At 64.0% G+C, this 26493-nt stretch carries 18 protein-coding genes; 3 read left to right on the top strand and 15 right to left on the bottom strand.

Annotated features, from left to right (window positions below):
• Window positions 1-65 precede the first annotated feature (65 nt).
• The 5 genes from pstA to AC5WNJ_RS02660 all read right to left on the bottom strand — a co-directional run bounded on the left by pstA (window position 66) and on the right by AC5WNJ_RS02660 (window position 5250).
• Window positions 66-1232 (bottom strand): phosphate ABC transporter permease PstA, encoded by a 1167-nt coding sequence (gene pstA, locus AC5WNJ_RS02680; protein WP_176676204.1) that lies wholly within the window; start codon window positions 1230-1232, stop codon window positions 66-68.
• Window positions 1233-1246: 14 nt separating this feature from the next.
• A complete protein-coding gene (gene pstC / locus AC5WNJ_RS02675) occupies window positions 1247-2503 on the bottom strand; it encodes a phosphate ABC transporter permease subunit PstC (RefSeq protein ID WP_176676203.1) in 1257 nt (418 codons plus the stop codon).
• Window positions 2504-2631: 128 nt separating this feature from the next.
• Window positions 2632-3648: a substrate-binding domain-containing protein gene (locus tag AC5WNJ_RS02670; RefSeq protein ID WP_176676202.1), complete on the bottom strand. Its 1017-nt coding sequence runs from the start codon at window positions 3646-3648 to the stop codon at window positions 2632-2634.
• A gap of 112 nt (window positions 3649-3760) precedes the next feature.
• Window positions 3761-4978: a Bcr/CflA family multidrug efflux MFS transporter gene (locus AC5WNJ_RS02665; protein ID WP_176676201.1), complete on the bottom strand. Its 1218-nt coding sequence runs from the start codon at window positions 4976-4978 to the stop codon at window positions 3761-3763.
• Window positions 4979-5106: 128 nt separating this feature from the next.
• Entirely contained in the window at window positions 5107-5250 is a 144-nt protein-coding gene (locus AC5WNJ_RS02660; RefSeq protein ID WP_176676200.1) for a hypothetical protein, read from the bottom strand.
• Between the two features lie 52 nt (window positions 5251-5302).
• Here AC5WNJ_RS02660 and tal point away from each other — a divergent pair, with 52 nt between their 5' ends.
• A complete protein-coding gene (tal, locus tag AC5WNJ_RS02655; RefSeq protein WP_175090482.1) occupies window positions 5303-6241 on the top strand; it encodes a transaldolase in 939 nt (312 codons plus the stop codon).
• A gap of 205 nt (window positions 6242-6446) precedes the next feature.
• On the opposite strand, the gene AC5WNJ_RS02650 is transcribed toward tal, so the two are convergent.
• The 6 genes from AC5WNJ_RS02650 to AC5WNJ_RS02625 form a co-directional block, all read right to left on the bottom strand.
• Window positions 6447-7001, bottom strand: coding sequence for an STAS domain-containing protein (locus tag AC5WNJ_RS02650; protein ID WP_176676198.1), 555 nt, complete (start codon window positions 6999-7001; stop codon window positions 6447-6449).
• On the bottom strand, window positions 6994-8145 hold the full coding sequence (locus AC5WNJ_RS02645; RefSeq protein WP_176676197.1) for a PP2C family protein-serine/threonine phosphatase: 1152 nt from the start codon (window positions 8143-8145) through the stop codon (window positions 6994-6996). Before AC5WNJ_RS02645 ends, AC5WNJ_RS02650 begins: the two co-directional genes overlap by 8 nt.
• Before the next feature lie 115 nt (window positions 8146-8260).
• Window positions 8261-9022 (bottom strand): MlaA family lipoprotein, encoded by a 762-nt coding sequence (locus AC5WNJ_RS02640; protein ID WP_176676196.1) that lies wholly within the window; start codon window positions 9020-9022, stop codon window positions 8261-8263.
• A gap of 135 nt (window positions 9023-9157) precedes the next feature.
• Window positions 9158-10342: a beta-ketoacyl-ACP synthase III gene (locus AC5WNJ_RS02635; RefSeq protein WP_176678255.1), complete on the bottom strand. Its 1185-nt coding sequence runs from the start codon at window positions 10340-10342 to the stop codon at window positions 9158-9160.
• 399 nt (window positions 10343-10741) lie between these two features.
• Window positions 10742-14908: an ATP-dependent RNA helicase HrpA gene (gene hrpA, locus AC5WNJ_RS02630; protein ID WP_176676195.1), complete on the bottom strand. Its 4167-nt coding sequence runs from the start codon at window positions 14906-14908 to the stop codon at window positions 10742-10744.
• 232 nt (window positions 14909-15140) lie between these two features.
• Window positions 15141-16901 carry an AMP-binding protein gene (locus AC5WNJ_RS02625; protein WP_495930372.1) on the bottom strand — a complete coding sequence of 587 codons (1761 nt, stop codon included), beginning with the start codon at window positions 16899-16901 and terminating at the stop codon, window positions 15141-15143.
• Between the two features lie 519 nt (window positions 16902-17420).
• On the opposite strand from AC5WNJ_RS02625, the gene cysK reads away from it, so the two are divergent.
• Complete coding sequence (gene cysK, locus AC5WNJ_RS02620; protein ID WP_176676193.1) at window positions 17421-18386, top strand: cysteine synthase A; 966 nt, start codon at window positions 17421-17423, stop codon at window positions 18384-18386.
• A 136-nt stretch (window positions 18387-18522) separates the two neighbouring features.
• Here the strand turns inward: cysK and AC5WNJ_RS02615 are convergent, their stop codons facing one another.
• From AC5WNJ_RS02615 to AC5WNJ_RS02605, 3 genes are read right to left on the bottom strand one after another with little or no spacing between them, the layout of a single operon-like run.
• Window positions 18523-19416, bottom strand: a complete 894-nt coding sequence (locus AC5WNJ_RS02615) for a class II glutamine amidotransferase (RefSeq protein ID WP_176676192.1) — start codon at window positions 19414-19416, stop codon at window positions 18523-18525.
• On the bottom strand, window positions 19409-21556 hold the full coding sequence (locus tag AC5WNJ_RS02610; RefSeq protein WP_176676191.1) for a VWA domain-containing protein: 2148 nt from the start codon (window positions 21554-21556) through the stop codon (window positions 19409-19411). The genes AC5WNJ_RS02615 and AC5WNJ_RS02610 overlap by 8 nt, the downstream gene beginning before the upstream one ends.
• A 60-nt stretch (window positions 21557-21616) precedes the next feature.
• A complete protein-coding gene (locus AC5WNJ_RS02605) occupies window positions 21617-22141 on the bottom strand; it encodes a hypothetical protein (protein ID WP_176676190.1) in 525 nt (174 codons plus the stop codon).
• Between the two features lie 268 nt (window positions 22142-22409).
• Between AC5WNJ_RS02605 and AC5WNJ_RS02600 the strand changes: the two genes are divergently transcribed.
• A complete protein-coding gene (locus tag AC5WNJ_RS02600; RefSeq protein WP_253063158.1) occupies window positions 22410-24530 on the top strand; it encodes a S9 family peptidase in 2121 nt (706 codons plus the stop codon).
• 163 nt (window positions 24531-24693) lie between these two features.
• Here the strand turns inward: AC5WNJ_RS02600 and AC5WNJ_RS02595 are convergent, their stop codons facing one another.
• Entirely contained in the window at window positions 24694-26220 is a 1527-nt protein-coding gene (locus AC5WNJ_RS02595; RefSeq protein ID WP_176676188.1) for a catalase, read from the bottom strand.
• Between the last annotated feature and the right edge of the window lie 273 nt (window positions 26221-26493).

Raw genomic sequence — 26493 nt, 5'->3', positions numbered from 1 at the left:
TGAGTCGTGGGCCAGGGCTTTAGGTGTGAGGCGACCGGCCAATCGACGGGCCGCCTCGCAGCTGCCTACCAGCGACGCTCGAATTTCTTGCGCAGCATCACGGCTGCGGCATTGAGGAAGATCAGCACTGACAGCAGCACCAGAATGCCCGCTGCAGTACGCTCAACATAGGCCTGCTCAGGCTCGCCCGCCCAGGTGAAAATCTGGGCCGGCAGCACGGTGGCAGCCTGGGTGATGGCAGTCGGCGCATCCGGAATGAAGGCCACCATGCCGACGATGATCAACGGCGCGGTCTCACCCATCGCCTGTGCCAGACCGATGATGGAACCGGTCAGGATCCCCGGCAGTGACAGCGGCAGTACGTGGTCACGCACCACCTGCCAGCGGGAGCAGCCGACGCCGAAGGCGGCCTGACGAATGGTGTCCGGTACGCTGCGCAGCGCCGAGCGCGTGGTGATGATGATCACCGGCAAGGTCATCAGACCCAGTGTCAGACCACCGACCAGCGGGGAGGAACGCGGCATGCCGAAGAAGTTGATGAAGATCGCCAGACCCAGCAGACCGAACAGGATCGACGGCACCGCCGCCAGGTTGTTGATGTTGACCTCGATCGCCTGGGTGAAGCGGTTGTCCGGCGCGAACTCCTCCAGGTAGACCGCCGTCAGCACGCCGACAGGGAAGGCGAAGGCCAGCGTGACCAGCAACGTCAGGATCGTCCCCATCGCCGCCGACCAGATACCAGCGTACTCCGGAAGCTTGGAGTCGCCGGTGGTGAAGAAGTTGACGTTGAACTTGAGCTCGGCCGTGCCGTTCTCGACCATGCGGTCCAGCACGGCGGTCTGCCTGGGCTTCAGATGTGACTTGTGGCCCTTGAGATACTGATCGACCTGGTCATCGGCGATCACCCAGCGCTCGATCGTTTGACCCATCAGGCTGGCGTCAGCGGCCATGTCGCGCGGCAGCTGACGCAGCCAGCCGCGGCTGACCAGATCACGCACGTCTTCTTCCACCGCTGCCAGCGGGATTTCCTGCGACTGCTCGCTGTAGGTAACCGGCACGTGCAGTTCTGCCTGCTGGAAGGCCGGATAGCCGCGCATGATCATGTCGCCGATGAAGACCACCAGGAAGGTGGCAGCCAGGGCGAGTGCGCCCATGGACATGAATTTCAGGCGCTTGGTGCGGCGATGACGGCCCTTCAGCTGGGCCGAGATATCGTCGAATGATTGGCTCATGTCTAGTCTCGGCCTCAGAGGTTGTTGGCGCTGTACTTCTCACGGAAGCGGCGGATCAGAACCACCGAGACCATGTTCAGCAGCAGAGTGACAACGAACAGCACCAGACCCAGCGCGAAGGCCGACAATGTCTCGGCACTCGCGAACTCCTGGTCACCGGTCAAGGCGGCGACGATGCGCACCGTGACGGTGGTCATGTCTTCCAGCGGGTTGGCGGTCAGGTTCGGACGCATGCCCGCCGCCATCACCACGATCATGGTCTCGCCAAGCGCGCGTGACATCGCCAGCAGCGAAGCGGACACGATGCCCGGCAGCGCGGCGGGCAGGATGACGTTGCGAATGGTCTCGCCGTGGGTCATGCCCAGCGCCAGAGAGCCCTGGCGCATGGTGTCCGGCACGGAGGTGATGACGTCATCGGACAGTGAGGAGATGAACGGAATGATCATGATGCCCATGACCAAACCCGGTGCCAACGCGTTGTTGTAGGACGCCTCGATGCCCAGCGGAGAGAAGATATCGACGACCAGCGGCGCGACGGTGATGGCGGCGAAGAAGCCGTAGACCACGGTCGGGATACCGGCGAGCACTTCCAGCACCGGCTTGGCGACGGTACGCACTCTCTCGGGGGCGAACTCCGCCATGTAGACCGCGGCGAGCAGACCGATGGGAATGGCCACCAGCATCGCGATCAGGGTGATCATGAAGGTACCGGCGAACAGCGGTACGGCACCGAAGTTGGCGGTGCTCTCGACGCCTTCACCACGACCGGCGGCCATCTGGAAGCTGTTGCCCGGATCCCAGGTGGTCCCGGTGATGAAGGTCCAGAAGCTTTCCATCTGGAAGAAGCGGATGGCCTCGAAGATGATGGAGACCAGAATGCCGAACGTCGTGACGATGGAAATCATCGCCGCGCCGATCAACACATAGCGAATGAGAGTCTCGATGGCATTGCGCGCATGGAAATCAGGCTTCACCAGCGCGAGGCCGATGACCAGACCGGCGGCTGCGACGACCAGACTGGCGATCAGCAGCTGCATGCCTTCGATATCGATACCTGCGGTGGCAATCGCAACGACGGCTGCCAGACCGACCAGCAGAGCAGGCCCTGCGCTGGAAATTGCCGTGAACCAGCCGTACTGATCCGGCTGAGCGTACATTTCAGCACCGCTGGCACGTACACGCTGTGCCTTGCTGCGGCCGCTGAAGAAGGCTACCAGGCCAGCCAGCGCCACGATGCCTATGAAGAAGAGAAAGATCTGCTGAGTCTGCATCTTTCGGGTCCCGGAGTCGCGTTGTTCACAGGGGGAAGGCTTCATGCCTTGCGAAACCCTGCGACCAGTCAAGCAAACGGGCCGGCTGCCAAAGGCAACCGGCCGCGTCAGAGGGTCAGCTGCGTTGCTTACTTCTGGAGATCGGCCAGAGTCAGCTTGGTGCGCTCAGTGACCTGCTCGCGAAGCTTGGCGCGCTCTTCCTTCGGCAGCGGGATCAGACCGATGCCCTTCAGGTAGCCCAGCTCACCGATCATCTTCTCGCTCATGAACAGGTCGTTGTAGGCCTGCTGAGCCGGCACGTCATCCTTGTGCTGGTTCTTCACGTAGTAGAACAGGGAGCGGGAGACCGGATACTCGCCAGAGGAGATGGCATCGGCTTCCGGCTGCACGCCATCGATGGAAGCACCGACGACCTTGTCAGCGTTCTCTTCGAGGAAGGAGTAGCCGAAGATACCGAAGGCTTCGGTGTTCTCGACCAGCTTCTGGATGATCAGGTTGTCATTCTCGCCAGCAGCGATGTAGTGACCGTCCTGACGGATGTTGGTGTAACCCTCACCGCCGTAGCCTTCCATCTCTTCGGTGGAGACTTCCATCACCAGCTCTTCGAAGGCGTCACGGGTACCGGAAGTGGAAGGCGGCCCGTAGACGGTGATCTTGCGGTCCGGCAGGGAGGAATCGATCTCGGACCACTTGGTGTAGGGGTTGTCGACCAACTTGCCGTCGACCGGCACCTGAGCGGCGACCGCCAGGGTGATCTGCTCACGGGTCAGGTTGATGCTGCCATCGCGGACAGACTGGGCGAAGGCGATACCGTCGAAGCCGATCATGGCTTCGGTGATATCGGTCACGCCGTTCTCTTCACAGCGCTCGAATTCAGACGTCTTCATGCGACGAGAGGCGTTGGTGATGTCCGGAGTGCTGTCACCGACACCTTCACAGAACAGCTTCATGCCGCCGCCGGAACCGGTGGATTCGATGACCGGAGTCGGGAAATCGCTGGTGGCACCCAGCTCTTCAGCAACGTAGCTGGAGAACGGATAGACCGTGGAAGACCCCACGATGCGCAGCTGTTCACGGGCTTCTGCTGCACCCACTGATGCAGCGATGACAGCCGCTGCGAGACCGGACTTGAGGAACGCCTTCATGCCTGAAACTCCTTGCGATAGGAATGAGCCAGTGAGGTGGCTTCTTGTCTACAGGGAGTACCTTGCCAAGCATTCATGACAACTGTGTGACAGTCGCCGACTCACGCCTTTCTCAGTCGGACGGCGTCGCGTGGCGCGCCAGGGCACTGCGCCCTGCCAGCACCCGCAGCAGAATATTGCTGATCAGCGCCGTGCCCAGCATGCCGAGGATCATCGGCCACAGGCTGTCCATCGCCAGGCCTGCGATCAGCATGCCGATCATGGCGCCACTGGCAAACTGCATGCTGCCGATCAACGCATTGGCCGTGGCGCTGATGCGCGGAAAATACTCCAGCGCCGAGGAGATCGCATTGGGCGCCACCATGCCGTTGGCCCCGACGAACACCATCAACAGCGGCGCGAGGACGTAGAGCAGATCCAGCCCCAGTACCAGCGCCGATACCAGCAGGATGGCGGCACACAGCTGGATACCGATGCCGATGCGCAGCAGGCGCGGCGGCGACAGGCGTGACAGCAGGCGCACGTTGAGACGGTTGGCGGTGAACATGAACAGGATGTTGGCGCCGAACAGCACCGGGTACCAGGCCGCCGTCACTCCGAAATGCTGAATATAGACGTAGGGCGACGCGGTGATGAAGGCGAACATGCCACCGAAGCCCATCGCCTGCGTCAGCGCATAGCCCATCGCCGGCCCGTGGCGAAGCACGCTGGCATAGTCACGCGCGACCTGCAGGAGGCTGGCCGGCGGCTCATCCGCCTCGCGCTTGCGTCGGGTCTCGGGCAAGCGCAGCGGCAGTACCACCAGCAGGAAGGCGGCATAGGCGGCGAGGAAGGCGAAGATCAGCCACCAGCCCGCCATGCCCAGCAAAAGGCTGCCGATGGCAGGCGCGATCAAGGGCGCCAGCATCATGATCACCGCGACGGTGGACAGCACCTTGGCCGCCTCGCGGCCACTGAAGCAATCGCGCACGATCGCCGAGGAATTGACCACCGAGGCGCCGCCGCCCAGCGCCTGCAGGAAGCGCAGCGCATAGAGCCCCTCGAGGCTCTCGACCCGGGTGATGGCCAGACTCGCCAGCAGGAAGACGAAGATGCCTGACAGCAGGACCGGCTTGCGCCCGATACGGTCTGACAGCGGGCCGAAGATCAACTGCCCCAGCGAGAAGCCGAGCAGGAAGATCGACAGCGACAGCTCCGTATGGTGCACCGTGGTCGCCAGGTCTTCCGCCATGGCCGGCAATGCCGGCAGATAGGCATCGATGGCCAATGGAGCCAGGGCTGTATTGGCCGCGACCAGCAAGGCCAGCTGACGGGTTTGACGCTTGTCCACATCCCCTCCTGCAATCGTTTGTCGATGGTATGCCCAGGTGCCGAAAACGCCACGCCCTTGCCGTCAGATGACGACAGTGGGCGCGCCGCCGCACAATTGATACAGTTGACCTACACAGGTGACGAATGTCACATCACGCTGATGAAATCCCCGCGGATCATCCACTTGGGGCGATCGACCCGAGGTGTCTTCACAGCCGGCAGGCGTGGGTGCACACTCGGTGGCAGCGCTCGCTCCGGCGGCCCCTGCCCTTCACCTCTTGCCTTATTCATGAGGGCCACTCATCCCTTCGGGTGGCTCACGCTCAGTACAGGAAACTCTTGCATGGCACAGGACAAGCTCTCCCAACTCAAGGAAATGACCACCGTCGTCGCCGACACCGGTGACCTCGAGGCCATTCGTCGCTTCGCGCCCACTGATGCTACCACCAACCCGTCACTGATCCTGCAGGCCGCTCAGGACCCGTCACGTCGCGAGCGCCTGACCGAAGTCGCGCGCAAGGCCACCGACATCGATGATGCCGTCGACGCCGTGGCCGTGGATATCGGCACCGAGATCGCCGGCCTGGTACCGGGCTATGTCTCCACCGAGGTCAGTGCCCGTCTGTCCTTCGATGCCGACGAGACCATCCGTCGCGCGCATCGCATCATCGAGCGCTACGCCGCCAATGGCGTCGGTCAGGAACGCATCCTGATCAAGACCGCCTCCACCTGGGAAGGCATCCGCGCCGCCGAGAAGCTCGAGCGCGAAGGCATCCGCACCAACCTGACGCTGCTGTTCAGCTTCGCCCAGGCCCAGGCGTGTGCCGATGCCGGCGTGACGCTGATCTCGCCCTTCGTCGGCCGTATCCTCGACTGGCACAAGGCCAATCAGCCGGACGCCGACTTCAGCGGTGACAACGACCCGGGCGTGAAGTCGGTCAAGGCCATCTACGAGCACTACAAGGGACACGGCTACAAGACCATCGTGATGGGCGCCAGCTTCCGCAACACCGGCGAGATCGAAGCGCTGGCCGGCTGTGATCGCCTGACCATCTCGCCGGCACTGCTGGGTGAGCTGGCCGAGAGCACCGGCACGCTGGAACGTCGCCTGCTGGCCGGCGATGCCGAGCAGAACGTGCCGGAAGTGCTGACCGAGTCCAACTTCCGCTGGGACATGAACGAAGATGCCATGGCCACCGAGAAGATGGGCGAAGGTATCCGCAAGTTCATGGCCGATCAGCGCAAGCTTGAGACCCTGCTGGCCGAACTGCGCAGCCACTGAGCCAACAGAGCATAGCGCCGATGATGAACTCTTGTTAAGCAAGAGCTCATTGAACGGCCAAGGCAACAAAAAGCGCCTGCCGTGTTTCACGGCAGGCGCTTTCTTTATGCTTTTAGAAACGTGCTTTCAGAAACGTGCTGTCTGATTCGCGCTGCCAGATTCGTGCTTTTAGAAACGAGCTGTCAGGCTCAATGCCCCGGCGCCTTCAGTGCGGCTGGCGATGCTCCTCGCTTTCCAGCAGCTCGATCAGCGGCTGGAACTCCAGGCGATTGTGACCATTCAGGCACATCAACAGCCGGTGAGCCTCGAGAATGCGCCCGCGCAGCTCCTGTTCCTGCTGGGGCGAGGCATCGACGTCATCCTGAGACTCGTTCAGCGCTGGCGCGTTGCAGCAGGAGGCTCCGTCCAGATCGGCCTGGTCCGCCTCCGGCAGGCTGCCGGCATCCACGACACTGGCCACCTCGTCGAACCCCATCACCTTGAGCATGGTCAGCACGTCGGGATGGGCAGCCACCACCTGCGCCGGCATCACCAGCCGATCGCGGACCGCCAGCGCCAGCTTGGCCAGAAAGCCCAGTGCGGTGGAATCGACATTGGTCGCTTCGCGCAGATCGATGATCACGCTTTCCAGTCCCTCAACCGCAGCCACGCGCTGTACCTGCTGATCCAGCGTGGCACACAGCGTCAGGCGTACATCACCGGATAGCTTGAGCACGAACAGGCCGTCTTCGAACACGGCCTGGATACGTCCTTCATCCATCATGGAATCCTGTCAGCGTCATCAAGGTAAGGTCATCCGGCAGCTCGCCATCCAGCGCCAGTCCACGACGCAATCCTTGCACATCCTCACTGCTCAGAATCCGTTGATGCAGTGCTCGAGTCCTGTCCTCCAGCGCCTCGCCCGGCAGGCATTCCAGCACACCATCACTGGCCAGCCACAGGCGGAAGCGCTCAGGAAGCGCCACACGATACGCTGGATAGCGGGTGTCTGGGAAGAGCCCCACCGGCCGACCGCTGCCCTCCAGCTCACGCAGCTCGCCGTCGGGCGTGACCAGTACCGGCATCGGCAGCTGGGCGCCCAGGGTGTAATGCAGCGTGCGCGTATCACGGTCCATCACACCACACATCACCGTGGCATGCTTGCCGATACCACTGTCGATCAGTTCACGGTTGAGCAGTGCCAGCCACTCGGGGCCGAAGGTTTCCGGCGTATGTTCCTCCCAGTGGCGGATCGCGCGTGCGAACAACAGCTTGAGCAGCACGGTCACGAAGGCCGACGAGGCGCCATGACCGGAGACATCCGCAAAGTAGAACAGGCTGAAGCGTTCGTCGATCGCCTGATACTCGAGGAAGTCACCCGACAGATACAGCGACGGCGACAGGCAGTACTCATAACTGACGCCATTGATGTGCTGTCCGCTCTGGGGCAGCAGACGCTGCTGGATCTGGCCACCGGCCTGCTGGTCCTGACGCAGCAGCGCCAGATGCGTCTCCAGATGCTCGTTGAGCTCCTCGAGGCGCGCGCGTGCCTTGGCGTGCTCATGGGCCAGCTGGTGATGCTCCGCCGCCCGTTTGAGCAGACTGCGCAGTACCGAGCCATGCTCGCGCGGCGCGATGAGGTAATCGACCAGCCCGGCCTCCACCGCCGGCAACAGGCATTCATCCCCACGACTCTCGGCCACCACCACCGTCGGCAGGCGCTCGGCCAGACGCGACCACTCATGACTGGAAACGGCCTCGACATGCGCGACCACCACCGCCACTCCGCTGGGCAGTGTCGCGATGCCACCACAGGCCGCCACCGCACAGCGTTCATCCGTCAACAGCTTCGCCAGCGCATCACGCCGCGAGCCGGGAAGATCAATCAGACCGATCAACAGACGCTTGCCTTGCTCATCCGCCATGCCAACCCCTCATTCCCGTCCTTGCTGCCATCCACTCGCAGTCTTGATGCTGCTTGCCCTCGCGACCGGCACCACTGACCATTCACGGTACCGGCCGCCTGCTGCGGGTGACGCATTACTGGCTGTCGTCTTCCGGTGCGAAGGCACCATCGAGATCGGCATCATCGAAGCTGTCGCTGGCGAAGGGATCATCGCCCAGCTTGCCATCGTTGATCTCGAAGTTGCGGCGCTGCAGGTAGGCATCACGAATGAAGCTGTAGCGATCCCCCTGGATCAGCTTCTCCTGCTCGAGCAGACCGGCACGGGTGTCGACCAGATCCAGCGCCTTCAGGCCGTAACGTACCTTGTCATTCTCGATGTAATTGACCGGATCATTGAAGTAGTCGACCGGCATGCCCGCGGTGTCACGCACGGTGCTCGGGCCGAACAGCGGCAGCACGAGGTACGGCCCCTGACCGACTCCCCACACGGCGAGCGTCTGACCGAAGTCCTCTTCGTCGACCGTCCAGCCCAGTTCGCTGGCCGGATCGAACAGGCCGCCGATGCCGACGGTGGAGTTGAGCAACAGACGGCCGGTGGAGACTCCGGCATTGGCCCACTTCCACTGCAGCACCGAGTTGAACATGGTGCGGACCTCTCCCAGGTTCGAGAAGAAGTTGCCCACGCCATCCTGCACAAGCTCCGGCGTCACATAGTCATAGCCCTGCGCGACCGGCTTGAGGGCATAGCGGTCCAGGGTGTCATTGAAGGTATAGACGTTACGGTTGAAGCCCTCCCAGGGGTCCTGAGGATTCGGCTCGCTGTCTCCGGTGCTGGCGCAACCCGCCAGCAGGGACATGGCCAGCAGTGCCGGCAGGGAAGTCTTGATCGTGTGCATCTCGTCACCTGTAAGTCTATTGGATTCCTGCAGCGGTCCTTGCCACATCCCTGGCTGTCAGGTCCGACCTTCTTTATACGTTCCGCGCCCGCCAAGAGCCAGCACAGGCCACGTGGATTCGCGCAATGTCCTGCTTCAACCGCAGCGTTTCAGCAGCACGCTGCCGGCACTGTAGCCTGCCCCGAAAGAACACAATACCCCAAGGCTCCCCGGCGCCAGATCCGCATGATGGAGGTGGAAGGCGATCACCGAGCCCGCGGAGCTGGTATTGGCGTAGCGATCGAGAATGATCGGCGCTTCCTCGCTCGACGGGTCACGCCCCAGCACACGCCGCGCGATCATGTCGTTCATGTGGCGGTTGGCCTGGTGCAGCCACATGCGATCAAGATCACCGCCGTCTGCCTCGATCTCGCCCAGATGGGTGGTGATCAGCTCGGCCACCATCGGGCAGACCTCGCGGAAGACGCGCCGACCTTCCTGGATGAACAACTTGTCATCGGCCTTTACACGATGGCTTGCGCTGTCGAGTGTCATCGCGGATGCCACGTCGTCCTCAAGCACCGCCGTGCGATTGAGGAAGCCGAAATTGTTGCGTATCGCGTTGGAGAAGCGCGTCACCAGACGCGTGCCGAGCACCTCGAAGCCATCGGTGCGCGTGGCGACATCCGCGGCTTCCAGCACCACGGCCGTGCAAGCATCCCCGAAGATGAAATGGCTGTCTCGGTCGCGGAAGTTGAGATGCGCACTGCAGATCTCCGGATTGACCATCAGCACACGCTTGGCACTGCCGCTGCGAATCGCGTTGGCGGCGGTCTCGATGCCGAAGGTGGCGGAGCTGCACGCCACGTTCATGTCGAAGGCATAGCCACCGGCCTCAAGCGCGGCCTGCAGTTCCACCGCCACCGCCGGATAGGGGCGCTCGAGGTTGGAACAGGCCACGATGACCAGATCCAGGTCCGCGGCATTGACGCCCGCCGCTGCCAGTGCTTCACGCGCGGCCGCCACGCCCATCTCGCACTGCACCGAGGGCTGGTCATTGGCGCGCGCCGGCAGGCGTGGGCGCATGCGCTCCGGGTCGAGAATGCCCTCGGCATCCAGCACGTAGCGGCTGTGGATACCCGAGGCCTTGACGATGAATTCGCCGCTGGACTCGGTACGCGCCTCACGCTCACCACGCGCGATGGCGTCGGCATTGGCGGCATTGTCCGCCGCCACCCAGGCATTGAAGGACGCCACCAGTGCCTCGTTGCTGATGGCATTGGGCGGCGTGTAGAGCCCGCTGCCGGTGATCAGTACCCGATGATTGCCGCTGGCGCTCATGGACTGACCGGCGTTGGCGTGTTGCGTATCGGCAGCGTGAACATTGTCATTGTTTGGCATGCATCCACTCCTGACAGTGCTATCCCGCGGGATATCACCAGAATTGAGCGGGGCACGATCCGGTACCGCGTCGTCATGCCCCATGTTCAGTGTACGCTGTCTCGGCAATTCCAGACGCCCGAGTCAGCATTTGTCGAGCGACCACAGTGAATGCTTAAACAGCATTTCCTGTATGCAGCTTGGGCCATCCCGCCTCGGCACGCCTCCACGTACCGGTCACGCAAGACTCTGATGCCACACACAACGTCCTGGCGCTGCCCCAGCCAAGGCCGAGCCTCAGCCAAGGCAGAACTTCAGCCAAGACAAAGCTCAGCCAAGACAAAGCCCAGTCCCAGGACATCAGCGGCGCGCCATCAGCTCCTGCCAGCGCTTCTCGAGGCGCTTGGCGGAGACAGTCTCCAGGGTGCCGAGCTGCTGGGCAAACAGCGAGACGCGCAGTTCCTGCAGCCACCAGCCGAACTCTTCCAGCTCCGCATCCGGCAGCCCCTGCTCGCGCGCCTTGCTCAGGCGGGCATCAAGGCGGGATTCGAAGCCCTTGACCTCTTCCATGTCACGCTGGTCGCGCATGCGCTCACGCGGTGCCTTGTCGAGACGGATCAGCATCGCCTCCACATAACGCGGCAGCTGATGCAGCCATTCACCGGAGGCCTGGATGAAGCCCGGCGTGATCAGGCGCGCCTGCTGGGCCTTGAGATCAGCCACCACCAACGCCATCGAGAAGTCGATCTTGCCCTTGAGACGCTTGGAAAGCTCCAGATGCTGCTTGAGCGCGGCTTCCAATGGCTTGAGCAGCGCCTCGGCGTGCGGCACCAGCTCGGCCCGCTTGTCATCGAGACGCGCCTGCAGCTCGCTGCGCGAACGCGGCAGCGGCTCGACGGCCATCACCTGCTCGAAGACGCCGTAGATGAAGTCATCCGCCAGCTGGCGACGCGTGCCGACCTTGGCGAACAGCAACGCACAGCGCTCCAGCGCCTTGAGATCACGGTCCAGATAGCGCACCTGGTCCGGCAGGCGTGCCATCGCCAGACGCGTGATGCCATCACGGTGCGCGGCGGCGGCCTTGGCCGGATGATCGAACAGCTCCACGCTCAGATTCTGCTCGACCTGAGCCGTCGCGCTGGCAGGCGCATGGCTGGACGGCGCGCTGTTCTTGCCGGTCTTGCGCGCCAGCTTGCGCTGCTTGGCACTCATGCCGCCGTCGGCAGGCGCCGCCGCCTTCACCACCAGCGCCGGATAAGCCTCGACGCGGATGCCTGCCTGGGTGGTGCTGTGCGAGGTGGCGATCGGCGTCTCCGGCAGATCTTCCAGCACTTCGCTGTCGGCTTCACGGCTGCGGTTGGCCATCGCCCGCGCGGCGGCCGCGGCCGAGTCCTTGAAGCGAGCTTCCAGCGCTTCGAGATCACGCCCTTCGCCCAGCACCTTGCCGTCCTGATCGACGATACGCAGGTTCATCTTCAGGTGCGGTTCCAGCGTTTCGGGCGCCCAGGCATCCTGCGGCAGGCGCAGGCCAGTCTTGACGCGCATGAACTCGGCCAGCGCATCGGTCAGCGGCACGTCGTCCGGGGTCAGCGCCTCAAGTGCGGCATCGACCCAGTTGGGAATCGGCACTACCTGCTTGCGGTACTGCTTGGGCAGCGATTTCATCAGCGCGATGGCCTTGTCACGCAGAAGCCCCGGCACCAGCCATTCGATGCGATAGCGTGGCAGCTGCGAGAGCATCGCCGCCGGCACGATCATCGTCACGCCGTCATCCACCGCACCGGGCGCGAAGTGATAGCTCAGCGGGTAGGCGACGCTGTTGTGGTGCAGCTGCTCGGGGTAGCGCGCGACGGTGACTTCCTCGGCGTCGCGCGCCATCAGGTCGTCGAGATTCAGATGCAGGACATCGGGATTGTTGCGCTCGGCCTCCTTGCGCCACCTGTCGAAGCTGCGCCCGTTGTAGATGCCTTCCGGAATCCGCTCGGCATAGAAGGCGAACAGCGTCTCTTCGTCGACGAGGATGTCTCGCTTGCGCGCGCGGTCCTCAAGCTCACCAACCTCATCCATCAGGCCGCGATTGTGGGCGAAGAACGGCGCACGGGTCTGGAATTCGCCCTCGACCAGCGCACGGCGAATGAACAGCTCGCGGGACTCCTGTGGCGCCAGCGGGCCGTAATGCACCTTGCGCGCGGTGACGATGGGCAGCCCGAACAGGGTCACCTGCTCACTGGCGACCACCTGGGCGCGCTTCATCTCCCAGTGCGGCTCGCTGTAGCTGCGCTTGACCAGATGCTCGGCCAGCGGCTCGACCCACTCGGGCTTGATCGCCGCGACCTGACGCGCGTAGAGCTTGGTGGTCTCGACCATCTCGGCCGCCATCACCCACTTGGGCGACTTCTTGGCCACACCGGAACCCGGGTGGACGAAGAAGCGTCGGTTGCGCGCGCCGAGATACTCGCGATTTTCCTGCTTGAGGCCGAGATTGGAGAGCAGCCCGGTCAGCAGCGCGCGATGCAGTGATTCGTGATCGATGGCCACCGACGGGCGGCGGCCCTGCCCCGGCGAGGCCAGTACCCGCGCGGTGACCTCGGCCTGCGCCTCGGCGTCGCGCTCTTGCTGGGCGCTGGTCATCTCCAGCCCCAGGTCACGCGTCAGCTGCTTGAGCTGACGGAAGGTGTCATGCCACTCGCGCAGGCGCAGATAGTTGAGGAAACGCGCCTTGCACCAGCGGCGCAGCGGGTTGGCCCCCAAGGCATCACGCGCCAGTTCGAAGCCTTCCCACAGATTCAGCCAGCTGACGAAGTCGGAGTTGTCGTCATCCCACTCGTGGTGGATCTGATCGGCCTGCTGGCGCTTGTCGGCGGGGCGCTCGCGCGGGTCCTGGATCGACAGCGCGCTGACGATGATCAGCACTTCGCGCAGGCAACCGCGCGAGGCGCCCTCAAGCACCATGCGCGCCAGACGCGGGTCGATGGGCAGACGCGCCAAGGTGCGGCCATCACGGCTCAGACGGTTGTGTTCATCCACCGCGCCCAGTTCGCGCAGCAGGCGGAAGCCATCGGTGACGAAGCGCGAATCCGGCGCATCGACGAAGGGGAACTTCTCGATGTCACCCAGCTTGAGCGACAGCATCGACAGAATCACCGAGGCCAGGTTGGTGCGCTGGATTTCCGGCTCGGTGTATTCCGGGCGCGCGAGGAAGTCCTCCTCGCTGTAAAGGCGGATGCACAGGCCTTCGGCGATACGCCCGCAGCGGCCCTTGCGCTGGTTGGCGCTGGCCTGGCTGATCGGTTCCACCGGCAGACGCTGGATCTTGGAGCGATAGCTGTAGCGGCTGATGCGCACCAGGCCCGGGTCGATCACATAGCGGATGCCCGGCACGGTCAGCGAGGTCTCGGCGACATTGGTGGCCAGCACGATGCGGCGGCCACGATGCGGCTGGAAGACGCGGTTCTGCTCTTCGTTGGAGAGGCGCGCGTACAGTGGCAGCACCTCGGTATCACGCAGCTGGGCGCGACGCAGGGTGTCCGCGGTGGCGCGGATCTCGCGCTCGCCGGGCAGGAAGATCAGCACGTCACGCGGGCCCCGCATCCAGCCCTTCTCGCGCTCGATCAACGACAGCTCTTCCACCGCGCGCAGGATACCTTCCTGCAGGCTGAGGTCTTCCTCATCCTCGGCGTCGCGCACCAGTGGCAGGTACCGGGTCTCGACCGGGAAATTGCGCCCGCTGACCGAGACGATGGGCGCCGGCGTGCCATCCTGGGCCGCGAAGTGCTGACTGAAGCGCTCCACGTCGATGGTCGCCGAGGTGATGATGATCTTGAGGTCCGGGCGGCGCGCAGTGAGACGCTTGAGATAACCGAGCAGGAAGTCGATGTTCAGACTGCGCTCGTGGGCCTCATCGATGATGATCGCCTCGTAGCGGCTCAGGTCCGGATCATGCTGGGTTTCCGCCAGGAGGATACCGTCGGTCATCAGCTTGACCAGCGTCGACGGGCCGGTGGTGTCGTTGAAGCGCACCTGATAGCCGACCGTCTCGCCGAGCGTCGTCTCGAGCTCCTCGGCCAGACGCGCCGCCACCGAGCGCGCCGCCAGACGACGTGGCTGGGTGTGGCCGATCAGGCCATTGCGCCCCAGCCCCATCTCCAGACAGAGCTTGGGCAGCTGGGTGGTCTTGCCCGAGCCGGTCTCACCGGCAACGACCACCACCTGATGCTCGGCAAGCGCGGCGAGGATGTCTTCGCGACGCTCCACCACCGGCAGCTCCGGCGGATAGTTGAGCGCGGCGGGGGTCTGCCAGCGGGCCAGTGCCGTCTCGCGCGCGGCGCGCTGGGCGATGCTCGCCTCAAGGCGGCTCTCGATGTCGTTGATGGCACGATCGACCGGCTTGCCTTCCTTGAGACGCCGCCGCAGGCCAGCCAGGCGCTTGCCCAGCTCGCGCTGATCACGGCTCAGGGCGCGTTCAAGGCGAGCCGCGAGGGCTTCAAGACGCGCATGTTCGGACGGTGCGGTAGCGGTGTCGCTCAAGGACTGCCTCTTCTCAACCAGCGACCACACGCCACGCGCGCAGCCGGAAACTCTCGGGAATTCAGCCTCACGCTCGCCTGCACGAGGCAGCAAGCCATGACACCTGAATGACAAAACGGCCCGTCAACAAGTGACGGGCCGTCCATTGTAGCCCTGCGCGTAGCCGCGCCCAACCTTGGCGGCGCTTGTCCCCTGCCCCGCCGCCGATTCAGCGCTGTCCTCAGTACTGTCCTCAGTGCTCGCGTAGCGGCGTATTGCCACCGCTCTCTTCGCTGTCGCGCAGCTCACGACGCAGCACCTTGCCGACGTTGGTCTTGGGCAGTTCATCGCGGAATTCGACGAAGCGCGGCACCTTGTAGCCGGTCAGCTGCTCCTTGCACCAGCTGCGCAGGCTGTCGCGATCCAGATCCGGGTTGCTGGAGACCACGAACAGCTTGATCGCCTCTCCGCTCTGCTCGTCCGGCACGCCCACTGCCGCCGCCTCGACGATATCCGGATGGCCGCTGACCACGTCCTCGATCTCGTTGGGGAACACATTGAAGCCGGAGACGATGATCATGTCCTTCTTGCGATCGACGATGCGCACGAAGCCATCCTGTTGGATGACCGCGATATCGCCGGTGCGGATGAAGCCCTCTTCATCCATCGCCTCACGCGTGGCATCGTCACGCTGCCAGTAGCCCTTCATCACCTGGGGGCCGCGCACGCACAGCTCGCCCGGCGCATCACGCCCCAGCGTCACACCATCGGCGTCCACCACCTTGAGCTCGGTACCCGGCACCGGCTTGCCGATGGTGCCCAGCTGCAGCTCACGCGGCGGATTGAAGCTGACGATGGGCGAGGTCTCGGTCATGCCGTAGCCCTCGGCGATCGGGCAGCCGGTGACGGCTTCCCAGCGCTCGGCCGCGCTGCGCGTCAGCGCCATGCCGCCGGAGATGGTCAGCTTGAGACTCGAGAAGTCCAGCGCCTTGAAGTCATCACGCTGGCATAGCGCCGAGAACAGCGTGTTGAGGCCGACGAAGGCAGTGAACGGTGTCCTGCCCAGTGTCTTGATGAAGCCATCGATATCGCGCGGATTGGTGATCAGCACGCTGTGATTGCCGCTCTCCATGCTGTAGAGGCAATTCACCGTGAAGGTATAGATGTGATAGACCGGCAGCGGCGCGATCAGCACCTCCTGGCCTTCATTGAGCACGTCACTGATCACGCCGCGCGCCTGCAGCATGTTGGCGACCAGATTGCGGTGGGTCAGCATGGTGCCCTTGGCAACCCCGGTGGTGCCGCCGGTGTACTGCAGCGCGGCGATGTCCTCGGGCTTTCGCGTGACACGCGTGTGCGAGAGCCCCGCGCCGCGCTTGAGCACCTCACGCAGGCCGTGTGCCTCGGGCAGGTGGTACTTCGGCACCATCTTCTTGACGTAGCGCACCGCCAGGTTGATCAGCGGACGCTTGGGAAAGTCATGCAGGTCACCTATCTCGGTGATGATGACCTCCTCGATGTCGGTACGCTTGAGCACCTTCTCGAGCTTGTCCGCCATGTTGGCCAGAATCACGATGGCACGTGCACCGGAATCATGGAACTGATGCTGCATCTCGCGCTCGGTGTAGAGCGAGTTGGTGTTGACCACCACCAGACCGGCGCGCAGCGCGCCGAATACCGCCACCGGGAACTGCAGCAGGTTCGGCAGCTGGATGGCAATGCGATCACCGGGCTCAAGGCCGGTCTCGTGTTCCAGCCAGGCGGCGAAATTGCGCGACAGGCGGTCCACATCGGCGTAGCTGAGCGTCTTGTCCATGCAGCTGAAGGCCGGACGGCTGGCATAGTTGGCGCAGCTGGCCTCGAAGACCTCGAGAATCGAGGGGTAATCCTCGAGACCGGACAACGGCTCACCGCTGAGAATCAGGTTGGCGTCCCCGGTCACGGGGCCAGCGGGATCAGACGCCTTGTCGGCTTCCGGGTCTGCCGAGGCGTTGGCAGGATTGGCATCATGCATGGCTTGGGCTCCATGACTGCATTCGTCTGCTGGATCGTGGCCGGGCGCGGCGTCTTTCACTGGCAGCCACAGGCGAGAATTCAGCACTTGTTGTTATCAGGGCGTCACGCCCACATGTGAACAATGACATGAATGACGGCGTGATGGGAAAAGGTCGGCGCGACAACGCGCGCGCAGGTGCCGGCAACGCACCGGCGACACCCCGGCAGGAACCTTCAGGGCCGCCGAGCTTCACCTTAACCAGTCACGCCAATGATGTAAAACGACCGATTGAAACCATCGTTCACATCAGAAAAAGTCTTGTTGAATCAGATCACTACTCTTGTACGACCTTGGTCAGAGGCTAGCCTCGACTGCCAACCTAGCCATGTCGTTATGCGCTTCAGGCCTTTGAGTCGCGCTCGGCTAGCCCTTAACCTTATGCTCATACAGTCGCGACAGCCGCTGCTGAGCGTCATCACTTCACTCAAGCAGCGGGCATGCTCGCTGTCTAGCCGCCAGATACCCAGAGGACCTCGCATGGCCAGGATCTATCAGGACAACTCGCAAGCCATCGGCAATACGCCGCTGGTCAAGATCAACCGCCTCAGCAGCCATCCACGCCTGTACGCCAAGGTGGAAGCCCGCAACCCGGCGTTCTCGGTCAAGTGCCGTATCGGTGCCAGCATGGTGTGGGACGCCGAAGAACGCGGCGTGCTCAAGCCGGGCATGGAGATCATCGAGCCGACTTCCGGCAACACCGGTATCGCGCTGGCCTTCGTCGGCGCGGCGCGTGGCTACCCCGTCACCCTGACCATGCCTTCCTCGATGAGCATGGAGCGCCGCAAGGTGCTGAAGTCCCTCGGCGCCAACCTGGTGCTGACCGATCCGGCCAAGGGCATGCAGGGTGCCATCGACAAGGCCTGCGAGCTGCAGAAGGCCGAGCCGGAACGCTACTTCCTGCCGCAGCAGTTCTCCAACCCGGCCAACCCGCGCATCCACGAAGAGACCACTGGCCCGGAGCTGTGGGACGCGCTGGACGGCGAAATGGATGTGCTGGTGGCGGGCGTCGGTACCGGCGGAACCATCAGCGGCATCGCCCGCTACTTCAAGACGGTGCGCGGCCTGTCACTCGAGGCCGTGGCGGTGGAGCCGGCAGAATCCACCATCATCACCCAGCGCATGCAGGGCGAGTCGATCACGCCGGCCCCGCACAAGATCCAGGGCATCGGTGCCAACTTCATTCCCGACAACCTGGACCTGACGCTGATCGACCGCGTCGAGCCGGTCGCCAGTGAAGACGCCATGGCCATGGCGCGTCGCATCATGCAGGAAGAAGGCATCATGTGCGGCATCTCCTGCGGTGCGGCGATGACCGCGGCGCTGCGCCTGGCGGAAGACCCGGCCTACGCCGACAAGTCCATCGTCGTCATCCTGCCGGACAGCGGCGAGCGCTACCTGTCCTCGCCGATGTTCGCCGGCATGTTCGACGACGTCGAAGGCTGAGCCTCACGCATTGACCAGGCAAAAGCCGCAAACACGAAGGGCCGCAATCGCGGCCCTTCGTGTGTCTGGCGTTCAATTTCTTTCTGCGTCGCTCAGCGTCAGCGACTCAGCCAAACGTCAGCGACTCAACCAAACGTCAGCAGCTCAAGTCAGACGCCAGCCAATCCGGCTTGAGGCGCGCGGTCGCGGTGCGATCGACCGCTCCGTTCTCGGCCTGCTCCTGCCCTGGCTCTTCCTGGCTCAGCGGCAACTCGCCACCAAGACTGGCGACCAGCTCGCCTTCGCGGAACACCACCAGCTGACCCGGAAGCAGGCGCTGCCACTGCTCGTTGTCGGTGAGCGGATCGGTGGCGATCACCGAGACCACATCGGCATCGGTGGTGTGCTGCTGGAAGTCGACGCTCATCTCGAAGTCGGTGAGACTCGCCTGCCCGAAGGGCGCGCGGCGCGTGATGTGCGCCAGCCTGGTGGAGCAGTAGGCGTAGAGATGCACGCCATCGGAGAGCAGCAGATTGAAGACGCCAAGCCCGCGCAGACGCTCGCACTGGGCGTGCAGATGCCGCCACAGGTCTTCGCACCGGGCCGGCGGATTCGGGAAGGCGCGCCGGATCTCGCCGAGCAGGAAGCAGGCAGCGTGCTCGCTGTCCGTACTGCCCACCGGGCGGTAGTACGGCAGGGGCAGTGCCTGCCAGTCCGCCAGCTGACCGTTGTGGGCATAGCACCACTGCCGACCCCACAGCTCGCGCGTGAACGGGTGGGTATTGGCCAGCGTCACCTGGCCGACATTGGCCTGGCGAATATGGCTGATGACCATCTGCGACTTGATCGGATAGTCGAGAATCATGCGCGCGATGGGCGAATCCACCGACGGATGCGGGTCACGGAATTCGCGATAACCGCCCTCTTCGTAGAAGGCGATTCCCCAACCATCGCGGTGCGGACCAGTACCACCGCCTCGCTGCAGAAAACCGGCGAAGCTGAAGCAGATATCGGTCGGCACATTGGCACTCATGCCGAGCAGTTCACACATGGGGTTCCTCCCGCTGAGTCGGCTTGCGCGTCATGCGACGCACCAACATGATCACTACCAGCAGGCCGATCACACCGGCAACGGCGTAAGCGATCATGCGGCTTTGCGGTGATTCTGCCTCACGTTTGGCAAAGTCCGAAGCTCCTTCGAACCACTGACTGATCAACGCAGGCACCTTGTCGATGGGCAGGCGGCCCTTCACCAGCAGGTCATTGAGGTCTTCCTTCTCCTCTACCGCCTGATCCAGGCCCTGAATCTCACCGAAGGACTCGCCCTCGATGGGCGAGCGGTCCAGATTGGCGGCACGCCGCGCCGCATTCTCGTTGAGGGTATAGGGCGCCAGGTCGATCACCCGTGAGCTCCCGCCCAGTGCGATGCGCGCACTGATCTGCACATCGGCACTGACGTCACGCTCCAGCGGCGGCAGTTCGATACGCCAGCGACTCTCGCCCGCTTCCGCCACGCTCAACGGCTCACCCTGCAGCGTCGCATCCAGCTGGGTATTGGCGGTGTTGAGCAGCGGATGACGCGCGCTGACCTCCAGCGCGCTCGGCGGCGTCGAGTTCTGCGCATTGCCACCGATCGGCTCGACCAGCAGCGGGTCGACCACGCTGGTGCGCTGACTCAACTGACGTGCAAAGGGCGCGCCATCGCGCTGGCCCTCGATGGTCAGCGTCAGGCGAGCACCACCCGGTTGCTGCGGTGGCGGCATGTTGACGCTGAACTGCGCGCCGTCACGCTCAAGACCGCGCTGCTGGGCGCTGGTCACGGCTGCCGTTTCTGCTGACATGCCACCCTCGTCTTCCGGCACCAGACGCGCATTGCCGTCCAGCGTCGCCAGGAAGTCCTGCTCAGCGACATCACGTGCGCCGTCGACCAGCGAGGCTGAGAGGGAATAGCCAAAGCCGCGATACAGCGTGGCCGGCAGCGGGCGCGACACCAGCGCCAGGTCTGACACCACGGTGATGCGGCTGTCGACGCCCACCTGCCCTTCGATACGCCACTGCCCGGCCTCGGGGTCGGTCACGGTGATCAGGTCATAGCGCGGCTGATGTTCCCAGCGCACGCCCTCGGGCAACGATGCCTTGTCGGCCAGCGAATAGCGCTGACCATCCGGTGCGATCAATATCGGCGCGCTGTCATCGGGGCCGTGGAAGACCAGCGCCGTGAATTCCTCGACGCTGCCATCGATGGTGAAGCGCTTGTCCTCGAGCGGCACCAGCTCGCCGGGCACGATACGGTCGAGCGCCCCGAGGAAGGCACGCAGCAGGTCTTCCGGGGTCTCGGCGACCGTCGCCAGCCCGCCGGTGCCATCGGCGACCTGCTGCAGCAGATCGATATCGGCATTGCGCGACAGCGCGACGGTATGCACCGTGATGTTGTGCGCGGCAAGCGTCGGCGTCAGCTCATCGGTGATGCGCTGGCGCGAGGCGCTGTCCGAGGCGGCCTTCTCGCTGCTCGGCTCACGCAGGTCGACCATGCCATCGGAGAGTAGAATGATCTGACGCGGCCCCTGGCCATCGATGCTCACATCGGCGCCTTCGGCGGCGGCACGCAGGCCCGCCTCGAGGTCAGTGTACTGCTCGTAATCGTCCAACCGCCCTTCCAGCCCGCGGGCCGCCTGTTTCCAGCCCGCATCGACCGCGCCCAGCGCCAGCAAGGGCTGTACCTGCTCACCGAAGCCCCACAGCCCCGCACGCGAGCGCTCCGGCAGCAAGGTGACCAGCAGGTCCAGCGCACTGGCGCGCAGATTGGTCGGATCGTTGTGCTTCATGCTGCCGGAGACATCGATCGCCATGCGCAGGTCAGGCGCAATGTCGCGCGCCGAGCCACTGGCTGCGTTCGCGTCACTCGCGACATCCCGGGCCACGAACGGCATCTGCTCAGCCTGTTCGCTGGCCGACTCATCTACCGGCCCACTTACCGGCTCGCTCATCGGCTCACTTGCCGAAGCGTTGGCCGCTGACGACGCCTGCTCGGCGAAGGCCGAGGGCGACGCGAGGCTGATGCCCGCCAGCATCAGGGCCGCCAGCCAGCGCGCCCCCGCAACCTTGGCGACAGGGCCGAATGAAGAGCCGGATACATGCCCTGGTGAACGGACTGGCTCAAGAGACGAAGTGACAGCTACATCACGGGGCATGACAGATCCTTAGTCCACGCTCGGACAATGCACGGCTGGCGCTGATCGAACGACGCTCGATCAGAGCGACGGTTCCTGACGGTCGCGGCCTGCGCGGGTACGCGCCGCCGCACGGGCCGAGGTGCCACGTTTCTCGCTGCGCAAGCTGGCGCCAGCGGCGTGGCCCTCGCGCACTTCCTCATCCTCCTGCTCATGGGCATGAGGCTGGCGGCGCTGCTGGGCGGCGCGGCGACGCTGTTCACGCCCGCGTCCCAGCCACCAGATCACCAGACCCAGCACCACACCGGCCCCGATGCCCAGCACCAGCATGCCGAAGGCCGAGGCCATGCCACCACCATCCTTCTGTATCACGCTGACGGCAAAGGCCACGATGGCTGGCGCAAGGCCGGTGTAGGCATCTTCCGCGACGCTGGCCGTGACGTGAAAACTGGTCGGCACGGCGATCATGCCGGCGATGCCGCCGACGAGGATCCAGCGCAGGAAACGCGGCAGTATTCGCACCGCCATATAGCCGGTAAACAGCACTACCGCTGCCAGGCCAAAATAGATCAGCCACATCTGCGGCAACGAATCGGAAATCATCATGCCCTTCACTCCTGTCATAACATCCTGTCGAGACTGACATTCAGAGGGGTGCCTGTCCTGTGCAGAAGCACCCGACACCTCAGTTCAGCCATCGAGTCATCCCATCATCGGGAGCCACACGTTGCGTGGCACCAGAGGCTGCGCATTCATCTCTCACGGCGGCGATGCCTCCCATGAGGCAAGGGCTTGCGCACGCTGTGGGACAGGCTCAATGTTACACTCCATGCCCGCCCGACACACTCGAGCACCCCACTTTCACGAGGTAGCCATGCCCGATAGCCCCGTCCAGCGCCATTATCGTGCCGATGACCCCGAATGGCACTGGCTTGAAGAACGCGACACGCCAGAGGTCACCACCTTTCTCACGGCGGTCAACGCCGAGAGTGATCGCTGGTTCGCACCGCTCGCGCCGCTGAGCGACGCCCTCTATCACGGCCATCTTGCGCGCCGCGAACTGGCCGTCTCAAGCCTGGCCGAGGCACTGGATCACTACGTCTATTGGAGCGAGACCGCGGCAGACGCCGACTATCCGGTCTGGTGGCGCCATGCGATCGGCGCCGACCCCGCCGATACCCGCCAGCACGAATGCCTGCTGGACCTGCAGAGCCTGTCGCGCCATCACGACTTCGTCGAACTGGGCGAGATGGCCATCTCCCCGGATGAACAGCAACTGGCATGGACTCTGGACACCAGCGGCGACGAGGTGTTCAGCCTGCGTCTTGCAACACTGAACGCGACGGATGGCGACTCACGCAACGCCGGCCACGATGACGAGTGCCTGCTGGAGGATATCGGGCCGGACCTGGTGTGGGCCGAGGACGGCCAGCATCTGCTGTTCACGCGCTATGACAGCACCCAGCGCCCCTTCGAGATCTGGTGTCTGAATGTCACGAGCCGCGCCGAGACGCTGCTCTACCGCGAGGAAGACAGCGAATTCTGGGTCGGCATGGGCAAGACCCGCTCACGCGCCTGGCTGATTCTGGAAACCGCCTCCAAGGACACCAGCGAGACCTGGTTGCTCAAGGCCGATGCCCCGCTGGATGAGATGCGCCTGGTGCGCGCCCGCGAGACCGGTGTCGAGTACGGTGTCGACCACCGCCCCGGCCACTTCTATGTGCTGCACAACAGGCAAGCGCCGCACTTCCAGCTCGATATCGCCTCCGAGCATGCGCCCGGCGACTGGCAGCCGCTGATCGCCACCCGCGATGAGGTGACGCTGGAAGGCGTCGAAGCCTTCAGCTGGGGGCTGATGGTCGATGAACGCGATCACCGTCAGGCCCAGGCATGGCTGCGCGTGATCGAATTCGAGGGCACGGCACAGACACAGGCGATCAGTCGCGACGAACGCCTGGCCATGCCGGAACAACCTCTGAGTCAGGGGCTGGGCGACTGCCCGCATTTCGACGCTCGCCGCCTGCGCATCCGCGAGGAAAGCTTCACCACCCCGCCGAGCTGGATCGAGCTGGACCTCGACACGGGTGCGCGCCGACTGCTCAAGCGCCAGACCGTGCATGGCGATCTCGCGCCCGAACAGTTGATCAGCCGCCGCCTGTGGGCGACGTCCAACGATGGCGAGCAGGTGCCGGTCTCGGTGGTGATGCGTCGCGACCTGTGTGATGACACGGGCCGTCCCCACGCCCCGCTGCCGGTGTTGCTCTACGGCTATGGGGCCTACGGCGAGACGCTGGACCCGTGGTTCTCGATCGCCCGTCTGGAACTGCTGACGCGCGGTGTCGCCTTCGCGGTCGCCCACGTGCGGGGGGGCGGAGACCGTGGCGAGCCCTGGTATCTGGCCGGCAAGCTGGAACACAAGGAAAACAGCTTCAACGACTTCCTCGCCGCGCGTGATGCGCTGGTCGAGCACGGCGTCGGGGCCGCGGATCGCATTGCCGCCTACGGTGCCAGCGCCGGTGGTCTGCTGGTCGGCGCCAGCCTCAACAAGCGCCCAGAGGCCTTCTGCGCCGCGGTGCTCGATGTGCCCTTCGTCGATGTGCTGCGCACCATGGAAAACCCGGAGCTGCCGCTGACCACCGCGGAATACACCGAGTGGGGCAACCCGCACGAGAACGAGGCGCGGCGTCGCATCCGCGCCTATTCGCCGCTGGACAACCTGAGCGCCGCGCCCTATCCGCCGCTGTTCCTGCAGGGCAGCTGGCATGACACCCGCGTGCCCTACTGGGAGCCGGCCAAGCTGTATGCGCGTCTGCGCCAGATGGACTGCACGCCGCATCCGGTGCTGTTGCGCACCGACATGAGCGCCGGACATGGCGGCGCCTCGGGTCGCTTCAAGGCGTGGCATGACAATGCGCGCCAGGACGCCTTCCTGCTGTGGGCGCTGGGCGTGTGCGAGAAAGCTGACGGCAATGAGGCCACGCGCGACAACGACTGAGGTGCCTGTGCTTGCGTGTCTTTCGCACAGCGCTGTGACTGTCGGATAGCACCCCGAAAGCCGCATACGACAAGGCCCCCGCCGGTTACCCGGCGGGGGCCTTGAGTTTCTCGTCAGCTCAAGGTAGCACTACTGACCTGACGAAGGGTGCAGCATGACTGACTCAGCGCGGATCGAGCTTGGCCAGCTTGGTGGCGATACGATCACCATAATCGGCATCCGCCTGACGGAAGTGCGCGATCATCTTGTCCTGGACCACGTGGCTGACGCCAACCATGGTGCCGGCGATGACGTCGGTGATGCGCGTCTTCTGGCCTTCGTCGAACAGACGATAGAGGTTGCCGGCCTGGCTGTAGTTATCCTCATCGCTGTTGTCGTGATAGCCCATCCAGGCGTTCTGCTCCAGCGGCATCGGCGGCTCGGCGACGGTAGCGTCCGGCACCGGGGCGCCCTGGTCAGCACGCTCGTTGGGATAGAAGTTGGTGCGTGAGTACTGGCCACCTTCCTTCGTCTCTCCCGGCACGCCCTGACCGGCCTGGCCGCCCAGCGGGCCGCCACCGTGGCCGGTGACCGGGCACATGCCCGCCATCACGCCATCACGCTGGTAGTGGTTGACCGGGCAGATCGGACGATTGACCGGCAGCTGCTCGGCGTTGGCACCGACACGATAGCGGTGTGCATCGGCGTAGGCCCACAGACGAGACTGCAGCACACGGTCCGGCGAGGCGCCGATACCCGGCACGAAGTTGGACGGCGAGAAGACGGACTGCTCGACTTCCGCGAAGTAGTTCTCCGGGTTGCGGTTGAGCTCCATCTTGCCGATCTCGATCAGCGGGAAGTCACCATGCGGCCACACCTTGGTCAGATCGAACGGGTTGATGTGGTAATCACGTGCCTGCTGCTCGGTCATCACCTGGATGTTGACGGTCCAGCTCGGACGCTCGCCACGCTCGAGGCGGGTGAACATGTCGTGCTGGTGGAAGTCCGGTGCGACCTGTGCCGCTTCGTCATCGGTCAGTGTCTCGTGGCCCTGATCGGTCTTGAAGTGCCACTTGACCCAGACGCGCTCGCCCTTGTCGTTCCACAGGCTCAGCGTGTGCGAGCTGTAGCCGTTCATGGTGGTCAACGACTTCGGGATGCCGCGGTCGGACATCAGGATGGTGACCTGATGCAGCGCCTGCGGATGGTTGGCCCAGAATTCCCAGCGGTTCTGCCAGTCGACCATGTTGGTGCGCGGGTCTTTCTTCTGGGTGTGAATGAAGTCAGGAAACTTGGACGGTTCGCGGATGAAGAACACCGGCGTGTTGTTGCCGACCATGTCCCAGTTGCCTTCCTCGGTATAGAACTTCAAGGAGAAGCCACGCACGTCACGGGTATTGTCGCCGCTGTCCTGGCCACCGGCCACGGTGGAGAAACGCGCCAGCAACGGGGTCTGCTTGCCGACACCCTGCAGGAAGCGGGCGATGGTCAGATCAGACAGGTCACGGGTCAGGGTGAAGGTGCCGTAGGCGGCAACGCCGCGGGCGTGGACGACACGCTCCGGAATGCGCTCACGGTTGAAGTGCGCCAGCTTCTCGAACAGACGCCAGTTGTCGAAGGTCAGTGAACCATTCGGGCCCGCTGTCTGGCTGATGTCATCGTGAGGCACCGGGGCGCCGTTACCTGTGGTATAGCGTGGAGTCTGGGACATGTAGACGTTCTCCTGTCAGGTAGAAAAAAGCGCTATCAAACTCGACTGGCAAGGCCAGATACTGCTGATGTCACATTTTCATGCGCTGCTTGATGTGAAGGCCTGCAGCCCATTGTCGGATCGGGTCGGGGCCGATGCCTGCCCGGCATGTGCTGGCTTGTGACCCCTTGATGCCTATTTACCTTACGCATCTGATGAATCCAGCGATAATCAATTACCAGCATGCCTTCGATAATCAGCCCCTATCACCGAGCCTATCAACCCCTCTCAGCG

The sequence above is a fragment of the Cobetia sp. PDI-23MA genome (assembly GCF_059507735.1).
The sequence above is the reverse complement of the archived record's forward strand: the minus strand, read 5'-3'. Positions and strand labels throughout refer to the sequence as shown.